An 18631-nucleotide genomic window follows, 5' to 3' on the forward strand; every position below is an offset into this window, starting at 1 on the left:
GAGGAAAACATGGACGAAGTCAAACAACTGAATGCAGTGATCGATGTCATTATGCTAGCAGGAACGATACTGCTTCGCAATGGTTCTGAAATCTATCGTGTTGAAGATACCATGATTCGGATTGCTCATTCACAGGGCATTATAGATTGTAATGTTTTGGCCATGCCTGCAGCTATTTTTTTCTCCATAGAAAATACAAATATCTCTCGTATGAAGCGAGTAACCTCTTCTGCTTATAATATTGAGAAGGTGTGTGATGTCAATCAGATTTCGCGGCAACTCGTGTCAGGACAACTTGATTTGGAAACAGCCTTTATCCAACTAAAGGAATTAAATGCCAAGCCGTCTCCCTACACCAATGTTCAACTGACTGCTGCAGCGACTCTCAGTGCTCCTTTCTTCTCTATTATGTTTGGTGGGAATGTCTACGATGCCATCGGAGCAGGAGTGGCGACCTTATTTGCCTTTACTTTCTCTCTCTATGTAGAAAAATTTATTCGTATTCCTTTTATGACAGCTTTTGCAGGTGCTCTTGTCTTCGGTTTAATTGCACAATTTTGGGCACGCTATTCTGGTTTGCCGTCGACGGCGGATTTAGTGATTGCAGGTGCGGTAATGCCTTTTGTACCTGGAATTGCTCTGACAAATGCTGTTCGAGATATTATGACTAATCACATTAACTCTGGTATGAGCAAGATGTTTGAATCCTTGCTAATTACCCTTGCCTTAGGGGCTGGAACATCAGTCGCCCTGGTACTCATGAACTAATATGACAGTAACAACATTTTTATTACAAGCTCTAGCAAGTTTGCTTGCCATTATCACCTTTTTAATCGTTTTAAATGTCCAGCGTTCCATGCTCATCCCTGGTGGGGTTTTGGGAATGTCTATCTGGCTACTCTATCTGCTACTCAAGGAACCAACCAATGTTATTTTGGCTACCTTTATTGCCGCGGTGATTGGTTCTTGTGTCAGCCAGATTATGAGTATTCTCTACAAAACACCAGCAGTGGTTTTTGCCCTAGCTATTCTGGCACCACTAGTACCAGGTTATCTGTCTTATCGAACAACGTCATTCTTTGTGACAGGCGACTACGGCCATGCCATTTCTAGTGCCATGCTAGTCATGATGTTGGCCCTTGTTATCTCCATTGGAATGGCCAGTGGAACAGTTTTGTTGAAATTGTATCATTATCTCAAAAAGAATCGAGCTAGCTAAGACTCGATTTTTTATGGCTCTTCAGTTCAGTTTGTTAGAGTATCCTAAAATGAGATAAACTTTTAAAAATGAACTTGATTTGGGGAATCAAGTCTTTTTTCGCTCATTTGACCTCAATTGTGATAAAATAGAGGTGAACAAATTTTTACAATGAATGATAAAAATAGAGGTAAATATGACAATCGGTATTGATAAGATTGGTTTTGCGACCAGTCAATACGTTTTGAAATTACAAGATTTAGCAGAAACCCGAGGAATTGATCCTGAAAAATTGAGTAAAGGACTCCTTTTAAAAGAATTGAGTATCGCTCCTTTAACAGAGGATATTGTTACCTTGGCTGCAAGTGCAGGAAATTCTATCCTGACTGAAGAAGATAAGCAAGAGATTGATATGGTTATCGTAGCGACAGAGTCTGGGGTTGACCAGAGTAAAGCTGCAGCAGTCTTTGTACACGGTTTGTTAGGAATCCAACCTTTTGCTCGTAGTTTTGAAATCAAGGAAGCTTGCTATGGTGCAACAGCGGCCCTTCACTATGCTAAGTTACATGTAGAAAATTCTCCTAAATCAAAAGTTTTAGTGCTGGCTAGCGATATTGCAAGATATGGTGTCGAAACTCCTGGAGAACCAACTCAAGGTGCAGGATGTGTTGCTATGTTGATTAGCCAAAATCCACGTGTGATGATTTTCAATAATGATAATGTTGCACAAACTCGTGACATCATGGACTTTTGGCGTCCAAACTATTCGACAACACCATTTGTAAATGGGGTTTACTCAACGCAACAATATCTTGATAGTTTAAAAACGACTTGGGAAGAGTATCAAAAGCGTTATGACTGTAACTTGGACGATTTTAAGGCTGTATGTTTCCACTTGCCTTATCCGAAGCTAGCTCTCAAGGGTTTGAAGAAAATTCTCGACAAATCCTTGCCTCAAGAGAAGAAGGACTTGCTTCGAAAGCACTTTGATGAATCTATTATTTATAGCCAAAAAGTTGGGAACATTTATACAGGTTCACTCTTCTTAGGTCTCTTGTCTCTTCTTGAAAATTCTGATAGCCTGAAAGCTGGAGATAAGATTGCCCTCTACAGCTATGGTAGTGGTGCTGTATCTGAGTTCTTTAGTGTGGAATTAGTTGAAGGCTATGAAAAACAATTGCAGAATAATCGCTTAGAGTTGCTAGACCAACGTCAAGCATTGAGCGTAGCTGATTATGAACGAATGTTCTTTGAAGAAGCGAAATTGGATGAGTCTGGATCTGCAACGATGTCAGGTTATGAAGGGCAAGACTATGCCCTTGTTGAGATTGTAGACCACCAACGTCGCTACAGCAAGGTTGAAAAATAATGAAAAAAAATTGGAATGGATTTGCTAAAAAATCAATTCAAGAGCGTCTAGAGTTCGTTAAGTCTCAGGCGCTTACTTCTATCGAAGCCCAAGAAAGTCTTGAACAGAATGAAAATCTCAGTCTAGCAGTAGCTAACCAATTGAGTGAAAATGTGGTAGGAACCTTCTCGCTTCCATACTCAATCGTTCCAGAAGTTCTGGTAAATGGTCAAGAATACACAGTTCCCTATGTGACCGAAGAACCATCTGTAGTTGCTGCAGCTAGTTTTGCTAGTAAGATTATCAAACGTGCGGGTGGTTTTACTGCTCAGGTTCATCAACGCCAAATGATTGGTCAGGTAGCTCTTTATCAGGTTCCAGATAGGGATAAGGCTTGTCGGGCTATTCTGAGTCAAAAAGCAGAGATACTCGAACAAGCAAACCAAGCCTATCCCTCTATTGTCAAACGTGGTGGTGGAGCGAGAGAGCTAAAAGTTGAGAAAATTTCTGGTGAGGCTGACTTTTTAGTGGTTTATCTCCATGTAGATACTCAGGAAGCCATGGGCGCCAATATGCTCAATACCATGCTTGAAGCTTTAAAACCTAGTCTAGAGGCTATCAGTCAAGGACAAAGCTTAATGGGGATCCTATCCAACTATGCCACAGATTCGTTAGTAACTGCAACTTGTCGGATTGCCTTTCATTATTTGAGTCGCCAGAAGGATGAAGCGCGTGAACTGGCAGAAAAAATGGTATTAGCCAGTCAGTTTGCCCAAGCAGATCCTTATCGAGCAGCCACTCATAACAAGGGTATCTTTAATGGCATTGATGCTCTCTTGATTGCTACTGGAAATGATTGGCGTGCTATTGAAGCGGGAGCGCATGCCTATGCAAGCCATGATGGCGCCTATCGAGGTCTCAGTCGTTGGACTATGGATTTGAAAACAGAAGAGCTAATTGGAGAGATGACCATGCCGATGCCGGTTGCTACCAAGGGTGGATCAATTGGTCTCAATCCTCGAGTCGTGCTCAGCCATGAGTTGCTAGGTCATCCATCTGCCAAAGAATTGGCTCAAATTATCGTTTCGATTGGTCTTGCACAGAATTTTGCAGCCCTTAAGGCTTTGGTCAGTACAGGTATTCAGCATGGACACATGAAACTTCAGGCAAAATCGTTAGCGCTTTTAGCAGGTGCGACTGAGGCAGAAGTGCCTAAGTTGGTAGAAAGCTTGATTGCAGAAAAAACTTTTAATCTAGAAAAAGCACAGACTCTTTTGAAAAAATTAAGATCATAAGAAAAACTCAGACGAAACTAGTCTGAGTTTTTTGTTTATACTCAATGAAAATCAATGAACAAACTAGGAAGCTAGCCGCAGGTTGCTCAAAACACTGTTTTGAGGTTGTAGATGGAAGCTGACGTGGTTTGAAGAGATTTTCGAAGAGTATTAAATACTTTTACCTGGTAAGAGACTAACTGGTAAGAAATAACCAGTCGTGGCAACTTCTTTCCCCTCGATTTTTTGGAGTAGTAAATCAACTGTCAGGCGAGCAATTTCTTCCAAGGGTTGTTTAATGGTAGTAAGGTGAGGATAGAAATTCTCGATAAAATAAGTTCCGTCGTATCCAATAACCTTAAGTTGTTCTGGAACAGAAATAGCAAGTTCCTGAGCGATCTTCATCACTAAGATGGCTGTCAAATCATCCGATGCGAAAATAGCATCTGGTTTTTGTTTAGTTAGGATAGTTTTGATTTCCATTTCCTTGCGGAGGGGTGAAAAGTCACTGGAAATATTGATGATGGGAGCTTTAGGGAAGATAGAAGCAAAGCCTGCATGCCGAAGTCCAGTTGGTGAATTGGAGTTGTCATTACCTGTAATCATAATAACAGACTTAGCTCCAGTTTTCTCTAAAGTTTGAGCTGCAAGGACTCCACCAGCATAGTTATCAGAGGAAACAACAGGAATGTCCGGTGATAGGTTACGGTCAAAAGAGATAATTGGTGCTGTGACGCGATTGTAGTCTTCGATCCCTAAGTTATGGCTACCAGAGATGATGCCATCCACTTGGTTGGCTTCTAGCATTTCAAGATACTCACGTTCTTTTTCCGAATCGTGCTCACTGTTACAGATGATTGTCTTGTAACCTTTTTTGAAGAGTTCATGTTCCAATTTGTCAATCAATTCAGCATAGAAAACATGGCTGATTTTTGGGAAAATCAAACCGATTAACTTGGCTGATTTTCCTTGAAGACTTCGAGCTAAGTTATTAGGTTTATATCCCAGCTCACGCATAGCTTCATTGACTTTTTGAATGGTTTTTTCAGACAGATAGCCTTTTTTATTGATGACACGTGAAACGGTAGTAGGGCTGACGCCAGCCAATTTTGCGACATCAGTTAGTTTTGCGACCATATTCTAATTCGTAGTAAGTTCCAGTTGGGTTTCCAGATTTAATGAGGATTCCATTTTGATCCGCATGAGGGAATACACGACCAGAAAATACTTTTTCTCCTTTATTAATGAAAATTTCAAAAACTGAGTTGTCAATGAAGATATTGACAGTAGTTGCCTGATTAGCAACTGAGCAAGAGCGAGTAGTTCCAAATTCTTGAGCGTATTGCTCACCTGCCTGACTGCGGTCAACGGTTACTTGGCCATTGACAAGATCGAAATTGATAGAGAGCCCCTTGCCGTCTTTATCAGCAAGAAGTATGATTTCACTTTGACTATTAGCCTCTAAGTTCAGTTCAAGTTCGTAGGTGTTCTTAGTTTCAGAACGATTTGAAAATTCCTCTTTTGAAGCACGGAGTTCCTTGATGGCTGCTACAGGATACTGATAGAGTTTGCCATCTTTAATGGTAAGTTCTTTGACTAATGAGAAAGTTCCTTGGTGATCAAAGCGATCAGATGGATAAGAAACATCTGGTAAACCAAGCCAACTTACTGCTAAGGCACGTCCATCAGGAGCATTGAAGGCCTGAGTAGCATATGCTTCGAAACCATAGTCTAGATTGTGTAGTTCAGACACATCTACCAAACGAGCATTTTCAGGATCGAAGGAAGCACCAATTTTATACATATTTGGATAGATATTGTCATAGTCAAGAACCTTTTTATCCAAACCTTGTGGGCAGTAGAGAAGGACAGGTTGTTCTCCGACAAAGACAAGATTTGGGCACTCCATCATATAGGCAGTACGGTCATTGTTGAAGTCCAAATCACCAACTTCTTGCCAGTTTGTATAATCATTATCGACAGCTTTGTAGAGACGGACGAATCCTTTTTTCTTTAAGTCTTGTCCACCAACGATTGCGTAGTATTGTCCTTTAAAGTTAAAAATCTGTGGATCGCGGAAGTGGTCGGTAGCGTCAGCAGGCTGATCAATCAAGATTTTATCAATCTTTTTAATATTTCCATCCTTATCCATCAAGGCACCAATCTGATAAGGGTGGCGAACCCAGTTTTCATCACGGACATTTCCTGTATAGAATAGAAACAATTGATCACCAAACTGCATAGCAGATCCAGAGTAAGCACCGTGGCTATCAAGTGGAGTATCAGGTAAGATTTTTACACCTGTTTCAGTAAAGTGAACCAAGTTGTCACTTTCAAGCTGAACCCAAGATTTTAATCCATGAGCTGCACCAAAGGGGAAGTTTTGGTAAAAGACAACCCACTTGCCATCAAAGTAAGAAAAACCGTTCGGGTCGTTAAGGAGCCCTTCCTTTGGTTCTATATGATAGCTGACATGCCATGGGGATTGTGCCATCTTTTCTTGGATTTCTTTTCTTTCTTCTTGAGTCCAATCTTCATAACGTCTGTAACGACGTTCAGTAGTCCATTCCATTTATATTCCCTCCATAAATTCTACTATCTTTATAGTAAACGTTTCCTTTTAAAAAAGCAAGTCTTTTATCATAAAATTAAGAAAAAAATGTCAAACGATTGACAGAAACTATTTGAAGAATTTTATGAAAATAAATGAAAAAATGAAAGAATTTGCAAAAAAATCTTTAAAAACCTCACAATAATAGGTAAAATATTGCTTGTTTTATTTCAAAAACATCAAAAACAATCAAAAAATTCAAAATGCTAAAATTTTTTCTGCAAAACGCTTGACATATTTTAAAAACATGATAGAATTATATGCGTAGGGCGGATAAAATCGCTTTCAAACATTTTACAAATTTTTTATAAGGAGATTTTTGCAAATGACGAATACAGAAATTGCAAAAAAAGTCATCGAAGCCTTAGGTGGACGTGAGAACGTTAACAGTGTTGCGCACTGTGCGACTCGCCTTCGCGTTATGGTTAAAGATGAAGCGAAAATTAACAAAGATGCTATCGAGAACTTGGAAAAAGTTCAAGGTGCTTTCTTTAACTCAGGTCAATACCAAATCATCTTTGGTACTGGTACAGTAAACAAGATGTACGATGAAGTCGTAGCCCTTGGTTTGCCAACTTCAACAAAAGCTGAAATGAAAGCAGAAGCTGCTAAACAAGGAAATTGGTTCCAACGTGCCATCCGTACTTTCGGTGACGTCTTCGTTCCAATCATTCCTGTTATCGTAGCAACTGGTCTCTTCATGGGTGTTCGTGGTCTCTTGACTGCTCTTGGAATGACACTTCCAGAAGATGTGACAACTTATACTCAGATCTTGACAGACACTGCCTTTATTATCTTGCCAGGTTTGGTTGTTTGGTCAACTTTCCGTGTATTCGGTGGTAACCCAGCTGTTGGTATCGTTCTTGGTATGATGCTCGTTTCTGGTTCACTTCCAAATGCCTGGGCTGTTGCGTCTGGTGGTGAAGTAACTGCAATGCAGTTCTTCGGATTTATCCCAGTTGTAGGTTTGCAAGGTTCAGTTCTTCCAGCCTTCATCATCGGGGTTGTCGGAGCTAAGTTTGAAAAAGCAGTTCGTAAGGTTGTTCCAGATGTACTTGACCTCTTGGTAACACCGTTTGTAACACTCCTTGTAATGTCAATCCTTGGATTGTTTGTTATCGGACCAGTCTTCCACGTTGTTGAAAACTACATTCTCATTGGAACAAAAGCTATTCTTAACTTGCCATTCGGACTTGGTGGTTTCTTGATTGGTGGAGTTCACCAATTAATCGTCGTATCAGGTGTTCACCACATCTTCAACTTGCTTGAAGTTCAATTGCTTGCTGCTGACCATGTTAACCCATTCAACGCTATCATCACAGCTGCCATGACTGCTCAAGGTGCTGCGACAGTAGCCGTTGGTGTGAAAACTAAAAATCCTAAACTTAAAACACTTGCTTTCCCAGCTGCTCTTTCTGCCTTCCTAGGTATTACTGAGCCTGCTATCTTCGGGGTTAACTTGCGTTTCCGTAAGCCATTCTTCCTTTCATTGATTGCTGGTGCAATCGGTGGTGGATTGGCATCTATCCTTGGACTTGCTGGTACTGGTAATGGTATCACAATCATCCCTGGTACAATGCTTTACATTGGTAACGGACAACTTCTACAATACCTTCTTATGGTAGCTGTATCATTTGCACTTGGTTTCGCTCTTACTTACATGTTTGGTTATGAAGATGAAGTAGAAGAAGCTGCAGGTGCTATTACTGAAGCTGAAACAGATCGTTTGACTGAAGAAGCAGTTACTGGTGCTGTTGTTGCACCGAGCGAAGGTGTTATTCAAACACCAATCGTTGGTGATGTCGTTGCTCTTTCAAATGTGAATGATCCAGTCTTCTCAAGTGGAGCTATGGGACAAGGTATCGCTGTAAAACCTAGTGAAGATGTCGTTTACGCACCAGCTGATGCTGAAGTGACAATTGTCTTCCCAACAGGACATGCTTATGGCCTAAGAACAGCTAACGGAGCTGAAATCTTGATCCACGTTGGTATCGACACTGTTTCAATGAATGGTGAAGGATTCAACCATAAAGTTGCTCAAGGTGACAAGGTTAAAGCTGGAGATGTTCTTGGAACATTTGACTCAGCTAAGATTGCTGCTGCAGGTCTTGATAACACAACAATGGTTATCGTAACAAACACTGCAGACTTTGCTTCAGTAAATCCAATTGCTTCTGGATCAGTTGCTAAGGGTGATGCAATCATCGAAGTTAAAGCTTAATAAATCAAAAAAACGAACAAATGTCATGTTTGTTCGTTTTTGCTTGAATGGTAAAATTTACAGAGGAAAAACTAAAATATTGAGCAACTTTCCTTCTGGAAATATGCTATAATAGAAAAAACAATTACAAGAGGTTTATCATGACAAAATTATATGGAAGCTTGGAAGCGGGCGGTACAAAATTTGTCTGTGCTGTCGGTGATGAAAACTTTAACGTTGTAGAAAAAGTACAATTTCCAACAACGACTCCTATTGAAACAATCGATAAAACGATCGAGTTCTTTTCAAAATTTGATAATCTTGCAGGACTAGCAATCGGTTCATTTGGTCCTATTGATATCGATAAAAATTCAAAAACATATGGCTTTATCACAACTACACCAAAACCTCACTGGGCAAATGTTGACCTGCTTGGTGCTCTACGTCGCGCTTTGAACGTACCAATGTACTTCACAACAGACGTAAACAGTTCTGCTTACGGTGAAGTGGTAGCTCGTAACAATGCCGGCGGTCGTATCGAAAACTTAGTATACTACACAATCGGTACAGGTATTGGAGCTGGTGTTATCCAACGTGGTGAGTTTATCGGTGGTGTTGGTCACCCTGAAATGGGTCACTACTATGTCGCTAAACACCCAATGGACGAGGAAAAAGAATTTAAGGGTGTTTGTCCTTTCCACAAAGGATGTTTGGAAGGCATGGCAGCTGGTCCAAGTTTGGAAGCTCGTACAGGAATTCGTGGTGAAAACATCGAACTTAACAACTCTGTATGGGATGTTCAAGCCTACTATATCGCTCAAGCTGCAGTTAATGCGACCGTGACTTTCCGTCCAGACGTGATCGTCTTTGGTGGTGGGGTTATGGCCCAACAACACATGCTTGATCGTGTACGTGAAAAATTCACAGCTCTTCTCAATGGTTACCTACCAGTTCCAGATGTGCGTGACTATATCGTAACACCAGCTGTAGCTGGCAATGGTTCAGCAACACTTGGAAACTTCGTTCTTGCTAAGAGTGTAGCAAAATAAGCAAAAAAATGAGGTCGGGATTTATCCCGGCCTCTTTCTTTAGTCTTTTTCTATTTTGGTTTCTTGATGGAAAATATTTTGCCAAGTTTCGTGACGACGCCAGATACTGGTATGAATGGTATCACCGACTTGATAGCGGATGAGTTTAGTCTTTTGACTGATAGAAGTTAAATGAAGCTCCTTGATAGCATAGGTCAATTCTTTTTCAGCCTTATAGGCTCCCTTGTCTAGTTCTTGTCCATCTTGACGGATATAAATAAAATCCTCAGCCAGTAACTCTTCCAGTTGATTTCCTTGGTCGATTAATTGCTCTCTCATGAGCAATTTTTTATAGACATTATCAAGAATTTCATCTTCAGGAATCGGTGCTGGTTCGATGTGAATGTCAGTATCAAAGACACCAAAGCGTTCTGTCAGCATAGATTCAACCTGGTCCGCAATTTCGTGACTCTCAAAAACAGAGAGGTCTGGGTTCATCTCAAGTGTGATATCCAGATAGATATTGCTACCGTAGGTACGACCGCGTTGTGATTTGACTTTACTAATCTTAGGGATTTCCATGATAGCCTTTTGATAATCTTCAAGCAAGTGTTCATCAAAACCATCAGAAAGGCTGAAGGATGACTCGATAAAGATGTCATAAGCAGTTTTAAGAATAAAGAAAGTAATGATAATAGCGACCAACTTATCCACGATTGGATAGTTGAAGCTACTAGCCAGGATAGCAATAGAAGTTCCAAGAGATGTCACGGCATCTGACAGATTGTCCTTAGCTGCAGCCTTGAGGGCCTTGGACTTAGACTGCTTGCTGAGGTGAGTGTTGTAGAGATAGACTCCAAACATAATCACTGCAGAGATGACTCCCAACGTCGCACCAAGTGGGTCAATGACGGTTTGCTCTCGGCTGAGTATTTTTTGGATGGTGTCACGTAGAACATCAAAGCCAACGTAAAACATGATGATGGAAGTGATGAGACTTGCCAAGTCCTCGATTTTCCAGTGACCGAAGCGATGGTCTCTGTCTGCCGGTTGGCGGGCCAAACGAATCCCGATTAGAAGGGCAACATTTCCAACAATATCTGAAACGTTGTTAAAACCATCAGCCACCAAACTGGATGAATGGAGGAGGTGTCCGGTCGCTAGCTTAGCTGCAGACAAGAAAAGATAAGTCAAAATGCTGATAATGGCACCACGCTCAGCTAATTTTAAGTTTGAAACCGATTGATTCATCTAACTCCCTTTCTAGCATTTTAGTATTCTTTCATTATACTGGTTTTCCAAGGAAAATTCAAATGTGGGAAGTAAGTTAACTACACCTCAAAACTTGAAAACTTTTGAAATTCTGATATAATAGAACTACTCAAGGGAGTAGCTGGCGGTTAACCGCGATAGTGTCGTCATTACGAATTATTTCCGGCACTATATTAAACAGCGAGACTTGTTTTTTTAAAAAAACAAGTCTCTTTTTTTGTAAAAAGAGGCCAAAAAGGAGGAGACTGTTTTGTCAAAAGAACAAAATAAAGATTTGTTTTACACGCAATCTTCTGAGGAAGTCCTAAAGAATCTGGATTCATCTGTCGAAGGTTTGTCAACTGCTCAAACTCAAGAACGCTTAGCGACTTATGGTCGTAATGAGTTAGAAGAGGGCGAAAAACGTAGCCTGCTAGCTAAATTCCTGGATCAATTTAAGGATTTGATGATTATCATCTTGCTTTCGGCGGCAGCACTTTCTGTGATTACAGAAGGGATGGATGGTTTAACAGATGCCATTATCATCTTGGCCGTTGTTGTCTTGAATGCAGCCTTTGGTGTTTACCAAGAAGGGCAAGCAGAAGCAGCGATTGAAGCACTAAAAAATATGTCTAGCCCCATGGCCCGTGTTCGTCGTGACGGTCATGTCATTGAGATTGACTCAAAAGAATTGGTACCTGGGGATATCGTCTTGCTAGAAGCTGGAGATGTGGTGCCGGCCGATATGCGTTTGCTGGAAGCGGCGTCTCTTAAAATCGAAGAAGCTGCTCTTACTGGTGAGTCTGTACCAGTTGAAAAAGATATTACTCAAGTGGTAGAAGCAGATGCTGGTATTGGGGACCGCGTTAATATGGGTTACCAAAACTCAAACGTAACTTACGGTCGTGGTATTGGTGTCGTGACTAACACTGGTATGTATACTGAAGTTGGTAAGATTGCAGATATGTTGGCCAATGCCGATGAGACAGAAACACCATTGAAGCAAAGCTTGGAACAATTATCTAAAGCCTTGACTTACTTAATCGTTGTGATTGCGATTATCACTTTCTTGGTTGGTGTCTTCGTCCGTGGGGAACATCCATTAGAAGGTTTGATGGTTGCAGTAGCCCTTGCGGTTGCGGCGATTCCAGAAGGTCTTCCTGCCATTGTAACCATCGTTCTCTCTTTGGGAACTACAACTCTGGCTAAACGTAATTCAATCGTTCGTAAATTGCCAGCCGTTGAAACACTTGGTTCAACAGAAATCATCGCATCTGATAAAACAGGTACCTTGACCATGAACCAAATGACGGTTGAAAAAGTCTATACAAAGGGTCAATTGCAAAGTTCTGCAGCTGAAATTACTGCGAACAACAATACGCTTCGCATCATGAACTTTGCCAATGATACAAAGGTGGACCCATCTGGTAAATTGATTGGAGATCCAACGGAGACAGCTCTTGTACAGTTTGGTTTGGATCACAACTTTGACGTTCGTGAAGTTTTGAAGGATGAGCCACGTGTAGCAGAATTGCCATTTGACTCAGAACGTAAGCTCATGTCTACGATTCATAGGGAAGCAGACGGTACTTACTTTATCGCTGTTAAGGGTGCCCCTGACCAATTGCTCAAACGTGTGACGCGTATTGAAGTCAATGGGGAAGTTCGTCCTATCACGGATGAAGATAAGAAAGCTATCCTTGCTACCAACAAAGATTTGGCTAAACAAGCCCTTCGTGTCTTGATGATGGCTTATAAGACAAGTAACGAAATTCCAACTTTGGAATCTGAAATTGTTGAGTCTGACCTCATCTTCTCAGGTTTGGTCGGCATGATTGACCCTGAGCGTCCAGAAGCTGCAGAAGCTGTCCGTGTCGCTAAGGAAGCGGGTATCCGTCCAATCATGATCACGGGTGACCACCAAGATACGGCAGAAGCTATTGCCAAACGTCTTGGAATCATTGATCCAAATGATACTGAAGACCATGTCTTCACTGGAGCTGAGTTGAATGAACTCTCTGATGAAGAATTCCAAAAGGTCTTCAAACAATACTCTGTTTATGCTCGTGTATCACCTGAACACAAGGTTCGTATCGTGAAAGCATGGCAAAAAGAAGGTAAAGTTGTTGCCATGACAGGTGATGGAGTCAACGATGCACCATCACTTAAGACAGCTGATATCGGTATCGGTATGGGGATTACTGGTACAGAGGTTTCTAAGGGAGCTTCTGATATGGTCCTTGCTGATGACAACTTCGCAACCATTATCGTAGCAGTTGAAGAAGGACGTAAGGTCTTCTCAAATATCCAAAAATCAATCCAATACCTCTTGTCTGCCAATATGGCTGAGGTATTCACCATTTTCTTTGCAACCCTCTTTGGTTGGGATGTGTTACAACCAGTACATCTTCTCTGGATTAACTTGGTAACAGATACCCTACCAGCCATCGCCCTTGGTGTTGAACCAGCTGAGCCAGGCGTGATGACCCACAAACCTCGTGGACGCAAGTCTAACTTCTTTGACGGTGGTGTCTTCGGAGCTATCCTTTATCAAGGTATCTTCCAAACCATGCTGGTTCTTGGTGTCTATGGTTGGGCAATCCTCTTCCCAGAGCATCAAGTTCAAACTGAGATTCACGCAGATGCCCTTACTATGGCTTTTGCAACTCTAGGTTTGATCCAATTGCTCCATGCCTTTAACGTCAAGTCTGTTTACCAATCAATCTTTACGGTTGGACTCTTCAAGAACAAAACCTTTAACTGGTCAATCCCAGTTGCCTTCATCCTCTTGATGGCTACGATTGTGGTTCCAGGATTTAACAGCCTCTTCCACGTTTCCCATTTGAGCTTGACTCAATGGATGGCGGTTATTGTAGGTTCACTCTTGATTGTTGTTCTTGTTGAAATTGTTAAAGCAATCCAACGCGCACTTGGAAAAGATAAAAACGCCATTTAAGCACTATGAAAAGTCATCTTCGGATGGCTTTTTTGCTTTTATATTTGACAAACAGAGATAGATTTTATGCTATAATCAAGTGGAATGATAAAGATGGAGGAATAGTAGTTGGAAAAGAAAATTGTCAAAGATATGATGTTTTTATCACAGGTATCCCAGCCTGCTAGTCAGGAGGATTTACCCCTAGCAAAGGATTTGCAAGACACCTTGCTGGCTAATCGTGAAACCTGTGTTGGACTAGCAGCCAATATGATTGGGGTGCAAAAGCGCGTGATTATTTTTAATATTGGCATGATTCCCATGGTTATGTTTAATCCGGTTCTCAAGTCTTTTGAAGGGCCTTACGAGACCGAGGAAGGATGTTTGTCTCTGACGGGTGTAAGACCGACAACCAGGTATGAAAAAATTACCGTAAGCTACAGAGATATTCATTGGCAAGAGCAGACTATTACCCTGATAGGCTTTCCGGCTCAGATCTGTCAGCATGAACTCGACCATTTAGAAGGTCGCATTATTTAGACTTAAATCCTTGGTAGTCCTAGAAAAATATGCTACACTAAGACTATGAAAATTCTAATCCCAACCGCAAAAGAAATGAATACTGAAATCCCTAGTTTAGAGGCTAGACCTTTACGTACTGATAGTCAGGCTGTTCTGGATGAATTAGCTAGATATTCTGCCCAAGAACTGGAAAATTTTTATAAAATTTCTGCTGAAAAAGCACAAGAAGAGTATGAACGCATCCAAGCTTTAAAAAATGGAACTGCAAACTCTTATCCTGCTTTGCAACTCTTTGATGGACTTATGTATCGCAACATCAAACGGGACAATCTAACCAAGGCTGAACAAGCCTATCTGGAGAAACACCTCATGATAACGTCTGCTTTCTATGGTGTCATTCCAGCATTTTCACCGATTGCACCTCACAGACTAGACTTTTTGATGAAACTTAAAATCGCTGGGAAAAGCCTGAAAAGTCACTGGCAGTCAGCTTATGAAGAATCGGTGAAGGAGGAAGATTGCATCTTTTCACTCTTGTCTTCGGAGTTTGAAAATGTCTTTCCAAAAGAAATCCGAGAGAAAATGGTGACCTTCAAGTTTATGGAAGACAAAGATGGAAAACTAAAAATCCACTCAACCATTTCAAAGAAAGCTAGAGGCGCCTTCTTAACAGCCTTGATGGAAAATCAGGTAACTTCGGTAGAAGAGATCAAAAAGCTTAGCTTTGCAGGTTTTAACTATAGAAATGATCTGTCTAGTGACAAGGAATTGGTTTTTGTAAAATAGATTGAAAATAGCGTCTGTCCTAGGTTGTATCGGGGCAGGCTTTTTAGGATTTGGCCTTTCTATTTTTAGTTTAGAATGGTAGGAATTTTCGCACAATTTTGGTATAATAGGACTATTAGAAAATTTCGAGGAGACGAACATGTCAGTTAAGATTGCTTTACTTGGATTTGGTACAGTAGCCAGTGGTGTACCATTCTTGCTAAAGGAAAATGGGGAAAAAATCGTTCAAGCAGCACATTCAGAAATTGAAGTAGCCAAGGTTTTGGTCAAAGACGATGAAGAGAAAGCACGCTTGCTTGAAGCAGGAAATGATTTTAATTTTGTAACAAATATCGATGAAATCTTGTCAGATAAAGACATCACAATCGTTGTTGAGTTGATGGGACGTATCGAGCCTGCTAAAACTTTTATTACTCGTGCCTTAGAAGCAGGGAAGCATGTCGTGACAGCCAACAAGGACCTTTTGGCTGTTCATGGTGCAGAGTTATTGGAAGTTGCCAAAGCTCATAATGTTGCTCTTTACTATGAAGCAGCTGTAGCGGGAGGGATTCCAATCCTTCGTACCTTGGTTAACTCACTAGCATCAGACAAAATCACACGTGTTCTTGGTGTTGTCAATGGAACATCTAACTTCATGATGACCAAAATGGTAGAAGAAGGCTGGTCCTATGCAGATGCCCTTGCTGAAGCCCAACGACTTGGCTTTGCTGAAAGTGATCCAACTAATGACGTTGACGGGATTGATGCAGCCTACAAAATGGTCATCCTTAGCCAGTTTGCTTTTGGGATGAATGTTAAGTTTGAAGATGTTGCCCATCAAGGAATCCGCAATATCACTCCAGAGGATGTGGCAGTTGCCCAAGATCTTGGGTATGTGGTTAAATTAGTAGGTTCTATCGAAGAAACAGCTTCTGGAATCGCTGCTGAGGTTACTCCAACCTTCCTTCCTAAAGCTCACCCACTTGCAAGTGTCAATGGTGTCATGAATGCTGTCTTTGTGGAATCTATCGGTATCGGCGAGTCTATGTACTACGGACCAGGGGCTGGACAAAAACCAACAGCAACGAGTGTCGTAGCTGATATCGTTCGTATCGTTCGTCGTTTGAATGACGGTACCATTGGAAAAGCCTTTAACGAATATCATCGTAACCTTGTTTTGGCTCAGCCAGAAGATGTCAAAGCTAACTACTATTTCTCAATCTTGGCACCAGATTCAAAAGGTCAAGTCTTGAAATTGGCTGAACTCTTTAATGCAGAAGATATCTCCTTCAAGCAAATCCTTCAAGATGGTAAGCAAGAAGGCAAGGCTCGTGTTGTCATTATCAGTCATAAGATCAACAAGGCGCAGCTTGAAAATATTACAGCAGCTTTGAAGGGTGTGGCTGAGTTTGAACTCCTCAATACCTTCAAGGTTTTAGGAGACTAAGATGAAGATTATTGTACCTGCTACAAGTGCCAATGTGGGTCCTGGTTTTGACTCGGTTGGTGTAGCTGTAACTAAGTATCTAGAAATTCAGGTTTGTGAGGAACGTGAAGAATGGATGATTGAGCACCAATTAGGCAAATGGATTCCACGTGACGAGCGTAATCTTTTGCTGAAGATTGCTCTACAAATTGCTCCAGACCTACAACCAAGACGTTTGAAGATGGTCAGTGATATTCCTCTTGCGCGCGGACTAGGTTCCTCTAGTTCAGTCATTGTTGCTGGGATTGAACTGGCAAATCAATTAGGAAATCTTAAATTAAGTGATCACGAGAAGTTGCAATTGGCGACTAAGATTGAAGGGCATCCTGATAATGTTGCACCTGCTATCTATGGAAATCTCGTCATTGCGAGCTCAGTAGAAGGTCAAGTTTCAGCTGTTGTTGCGCCTTTTCCAGAGTGTGCTTTCCTAGCTTATATTCCAAACTATGAATTGCGAACTCGAGATAGTCGTGGTGTCTTGCCTAAGAAACTATCATACAAGGAAGCCGTTGCAGCAAGTTCTATCGCCAATGTAGCTATTGCAGCTCTACTGACTGGAGACATGGTCAAAGCTGGCCAAGCTATCGAGAATGACCTCTTCCACGAGCGTTACCGTCAAGAACTGGTGCGAGAATTTGCGACCATCAAAAAAGTTGCCAAGAAAAATGGTGCTTATGCGACCTACCTCTCTGGAGCTGGTCCAACTGTCATGGTCTTGGCTGACCCTGACAAGATGCCGAAGATTAAGGCAGAGCTTGAAAAGCAACCTTTCAAAGGCAAGCTTCATGATTTACAAGTAGACACAGAAGGCGTTCGCGTCGAAGAAAAATAAATATAGCGATAGGATGGGGAAACTCTCTATTAGAGGGCTTCCTGTCCTTTTTTTGAAAATGAAACATGGGAATTGATACTCAATGAAAATCAAAGAGCAAACTAGGAAGCGAGCCACAGGCTGTACTTGAGTACGGCAAGGCGAAGCCGACGTGGTTTGAAGAGATTTTCGAAGAGTATGAAATGTTTCCCGTGTTTAGCGACCGATGGACGGTCAAGGAGGATTTGAAATGGCAGAAATATATCTAGCGGGCGGTTGTTTTTGGGGCTTAGAGGAATACTTTTCCCGTATTTCTGGAGTGTTGCAAACCAGTGTTGGTTACGCTAATGGTCAAGTTGAAACCACTAATTATCAACTGATCAAAGAAACAGATCACGCAGAGACTGTGCAAGTCATCTACGATGAAAAGGTGGTATCTCTCCGTGAGATCTTGCTTTATTATTTCCGAGTCATTGATCCATTATCTGTCAACCAACAAGGAAACGACCGTGGTCGTCAGTATCGCACAGGGATTTATTATCAAGATGAAGAGGATTTGCCAACCATTCATACGGTCGTTCGAGAACAAGAGCTTCTCATCGGTCGTAAAATAGCGGTAGAAGTGGAGAAGCTTCGTCACTATATCCTGGCTGAAGACTATCACCAAGACTACCTCAAGAAAAATCCTGAAGGCTATTGCCATATTGATGTGAGGGATGCTGAGAAACCACTGATTGATGCGGCCAACTATGAAAAACCTAGTCAGGCAGCTTTACGAGAACAACTGTCTGCAGAGTCCTATAGAGTCACGCAAGAAGCTGCGACGGAAGCTCCCTTTAGCAATGCCTACGACCAAACTTTTGAGGAAGGAATTTATGTCGATATCACGACAGGAGAACCTCTCTTCTTTGCCAAGGATAAGTTTGCCTCAGGCTGTGGTTGGCCAAGTTTTAGTAGACCGATTTCTAAAGAGCTGATCCATTATTATCGTGACTTGAGTCACGGTATGGAGCGAATCGAAGTTCGTTCACGTTCAGGAAATGCTCACTTGGGACATGTCTTTACAGATGGCCCTCGTGAACTAGGTGGTCTCCGTTACTGTATTAATTCTGCTTCTTTACGATTCATTGCTAAGGATGAAATGGAAGAGGCTGGTTATGGCTACCTACTTCCGTATTTGAACAAGTAAAAAAGATGGTGGT

General features: G+C 41.5%; 15 protein-coding genes. 12 read left to right on the forward strand and 3 right to left on the reverse strand.

Annotated features, from left to right (window positions below; all coding sequences use genetic code 11):
* The first annotated feature begins 9 nt into the window (after positions 1 to 9).
* From ACXYSK_RS00370 to ACXYSK_RS00385, 4 genes are all read left to right on the forward strand, one after another.
* Positions 10 to 768 (forward strand): threonine/serine exporter family protein, encoded by a 759-nt coding sequence (locus ACXYSK_RS00370; RefSeq protein ID WP_458624647.1) that lies wholly within the window; start codon positions 10 to 12, stop codon positions 766 to 768.
* A 1-nt stretch (position 769) separates the two neighbouring features.
* Complete coding sequence (locus tag ACXYSK_RS00375) at positions 770 to 1219, forward strand: threonine/serine exporter family protein (protein WP_006149836.1); 450 nt, start codon at positions 770 to 772, stop codon at positions 1217 to 1219.
* A 175-nt stretch (positions 1220 to 1394) separates the two neighbouring features.
* Entirely contained in the window at positions 1395 to 2567 is a 1173-nt protein-coding gene (locus ACXYSK_RS00380) for a hydroxymethylglutaryl-CoA synthase (protein ID WP_458624648.1), read from the forward strand.
* The gene (locus ACXYSK_RS00385; RefSeq protein WP_458624649.1) at positions 2567 to 3841 is read left to right on the forward strand and encodes a hydroxymethylglutaryl-CoA reductase, degradative; all 1275 of its coding nucleotides are present in this window, start codon (positions 2567 to 2569) and stop codon (positions 3839 to 3841) included. The genes ACXYSK_RS00380 and ACXYSK_RS00385 overlap by 1 nt, the downstream gene beginning before the upstream one ends.
* Before the next feature lie 150 nt (positions 3842 to 3991).
* On the opposite strand, the gene ACXYSK_RS00390 is transcribed toward ACXYSK_RS00385, so the two are convergent.
* Positions 3992 to 4957: a LacI family DNA-binding transcriptional regulator gene (locus ACXYSK_RS00390; protein ID WP_254726861.1), complete on the reverse strand. Its 966-nt coding sequence runs from the start codon at positions 4955 to 4957 to the stop codon at positions 3992 to 3994.
* Positions 4938 to 6392 carry a sucrose-6-phosphate hydrolase gene (locus ACXYSK_RS00395; protein ID WP_458624650.1) on the reverse strand — a complete coding sequence of 485 codons (1455 nt, stop codon included), beginning with the start codon at positions 6390 to 6392 and terminating at the stop codon, positions 4938 to 4940. The genes ACXYSK_RS00390 and ACXYSK_RS00395 overlap by 20 nt, the downstream gene beginning before the upstream one ends.
* 364 nt (positions 6393 to 6756) lie before the next feature.
* Here ACXYSK_RS00395 and ACXYSK_RS00400 point away from each other — a divergent pair, with 364 nt between their 5' ends.
* Both ACXYSK_RS00400 and scrK read left to right on the forward strand, forming a co-directional pair.
* Positions 6757 to 8652, forward strand: a complete 1896-nt coding sequence (locus ACXYSK_RS00400) for a sucrose-specific PTS transporter subunit IIBC (RefSeq protein ID WP_458624651.1) — start codon at positions 6757 to 6759, stop codon at positions 8650 to 8652.
* Between the two features lie 140 nt (positions 8653 to 8792).
* The gene (gene scrK / locus ACXYSK_RS00405) at positions 8793 to 9680 is read left to right on the forward strand and encodes a fructokinase ScrK (RefSeq protein ID WP_414307628.1); all 888 of its coding nucleotides are present in this window, start codon (positions 8793 to 8795) and stop codon (positions 9678 to 9680) included.
* A gap of 39 nt (positions 9681 to 9719) precedes the next feature.
* On the opposite strand, the gene ACXYSK_RS00410 is transcribed toward scrK, so the two are convergent.
* On the reverse strand, positions 9720 to 10910 hold the full coding sequence (locus tag ACXYSK_RS00410) for a cation diffusion facilitator family transporter (protein ID WP_458624652.1): 1191 nt from the start codon (positions 10908 to 10910) through the stop codon (positions 9720 to 9722).
* A gap of 271 nt (positions 10911 to 11181) precedes the next feature.
* On the opposite strand from ACXYSK_RS00410, the gene ACXYSK_RS00415 reads away from it, so the two are divergent.
* From ACXYSK_RS00415 to msrB, 6 genes are all read left to right on the forward strand, one after another.
* Positions 11182 to 13866 (forward strand): cation-translocating P-type ATPase, encoded by a 2685-nt coding sequence (locus tag ACXYSK_RS00415; protein WP_458624653.1) that lies wholly within the window; start codon positions 11182 to 11184, stop codon positions 13864 to 13866.
* Between the two features lie 108 nt (positions 13867 to 13974).
* Complete coding sequence (locus ACXYSK_RS00420; RefSeq protein WP_458624654.1) at positions 13975 to 14385, forward strand: peptide deformylase; 411 nt, start codon at positions 13975 to 13977, stop codon at positions 14383 to 14385.
* A gap of 45 nt (positions 14386 to 14430) precedes the next feature.
* On the forward strand, positions 14431 to 15153 hold the full coding sequence (yaaA, locus tag ACXYSK_RS00425) for a peroxide stress protein YaaA (RefSeq protein WP_458624655.1): 723 nt from the start codon (positions 14431 to 14433) through the stop codon (positions 15151 to 15153).
* 139 nt (positions 15154 to 15292) lie between these two features.
* Entirely contained in the window at positions 15293 to 16579 is a 1287-nt protein-coding gene (locus tag ACXYSK_RS00430; protein WP_458624656.1) for a homoserine dehydrogenase, read from the forward strand.
* A 1-nt stretch (position 16580) separates the two neighbouring features.
* Complete coding sequence (gene thrB, locus ACXYSK_RS00435) at positions 16581 to 17450, forward strand: homoserine kinase (RefSeq protein WP_458624657.1); 870 nt, start codon at positions 16581 to 16583, stop codon at positions 17448 to 17450.
* Between the two features lie 229 nt (positions 17451 to 17679).
* Positions 17680 to 18618: a peptide-methionine (R)-S-oxide reductase MsrB gene (gene msrB, locus ACXYSK_RS00440; protein ID WP_458624658.1), complete on the forward strand. Its 939-nt coding sequence runs from the start codon at positions 17680 to 17682 to the stop codon at positions 18616 to 18618.
* Positions 18619 to 18631: the final 13 nt, after the last annotated feature.

Source organism: Streptococcus sp. V919 (genome assembly GCF_054353475.1).

What these genes read in the sequence shown, in the direction of transcription:
- ACXYSK_RS00410 (WP_458624652.1), bottom strand. Translation starts at nt 10,910, where the DNA reads ATGAATCAATCGGTTTCAAACTTAAAATTAGCTGAGCGTGGTGCCATT.
- ACXYSK_RS00380 (WP_458624648.1), top strand. Translation starts at nt 1,395, where the DNA reads ATGACAATCGGTATTGATAAGATTGGTTTTGCGACCAGTCAATACGTT.
- ACXYSK_RS00385 (WP_458624649.1), top strand. Translation starts at nt 2,567, where the DNA reads ATGAAAAAAAATTGGAATGGATTTGCTAAAAAATCAATTCAAGAGCGT.
- scrK (WP_414307628.1), top strand. Translation starts at nt 8,793, where the DNA reads ATGACAAAATTATATGGAAGCTTGGAAGCGGGCGGTACAAAATTTGTC.
- yaaA (WP_458624655.1), top strand. Translation starts at nt 14,431, where the DNA reads ATGAAAATTCTAATCCCAACCGCAAAAGAAATGAATACTGAAATCCCT.
- thrB (WP_458624657.1), top strand. Translation starts at nt 16,581, where the DNA reads ATGAAGATTATTGTACCTGCTACAAGTGCCAATGTGGGTCCTGGTTTT.
- ACXYSK_RS00370 (WP_458624647.1), top strand. Translation starts at nt 10, where the DNA reads ATGGACGAAGTCAAACAACTGAATGCAGTGATCGATGTCATTATGCTA.
- ACXYSK_RS00430 (WP_458624656.1), top strand. Translation starts at nt 15,293, where the DNA reads ATGTCAGTTAAGATTGCTTTACTTGGATTTGGTACAGTAGCCAGTGGT.
- ACXYSK_RS00395 (WP_458624650.1), bottom strand. Translation starts at nt 6,392, where the DNA reads ATGGAATGGACTACTGAACGTCGTTACAGACGTTATGAAGATTGGACT.
- ACXYSK_RS00375 (WP_006149836.1), top strand. Translation starts at nt 770, where the DNA reads ATGACAGTAACAACATTTTTATTACAAGCTCTAGCAAGTTTGCTTGCC.
- ACXYSK_RS00390 (WP_254726861.1), bottom strand. Translation starts at nt 4,957, where the DNA reads ATGGTCGCAAAACTAACTGATGTCGCAAAATTGGCTGGCGTCAGCCCT.
- ACXYSK_RS00400 (WP_458624651.1), top strand. Translation starts at nt 6,757, where the DNA reads ATGACGAATACAGAAATTGCAAAAAAAGTCATCGAAGCCTTAGGTGGA.
- msrB (WP_458624658.1), top strand. Translation starts at nt 17,680, where the DNA reads ATGGCAGAAATATATCTAGCGGGCGGTTGTTTTTGGGGCTTAGAGGAA.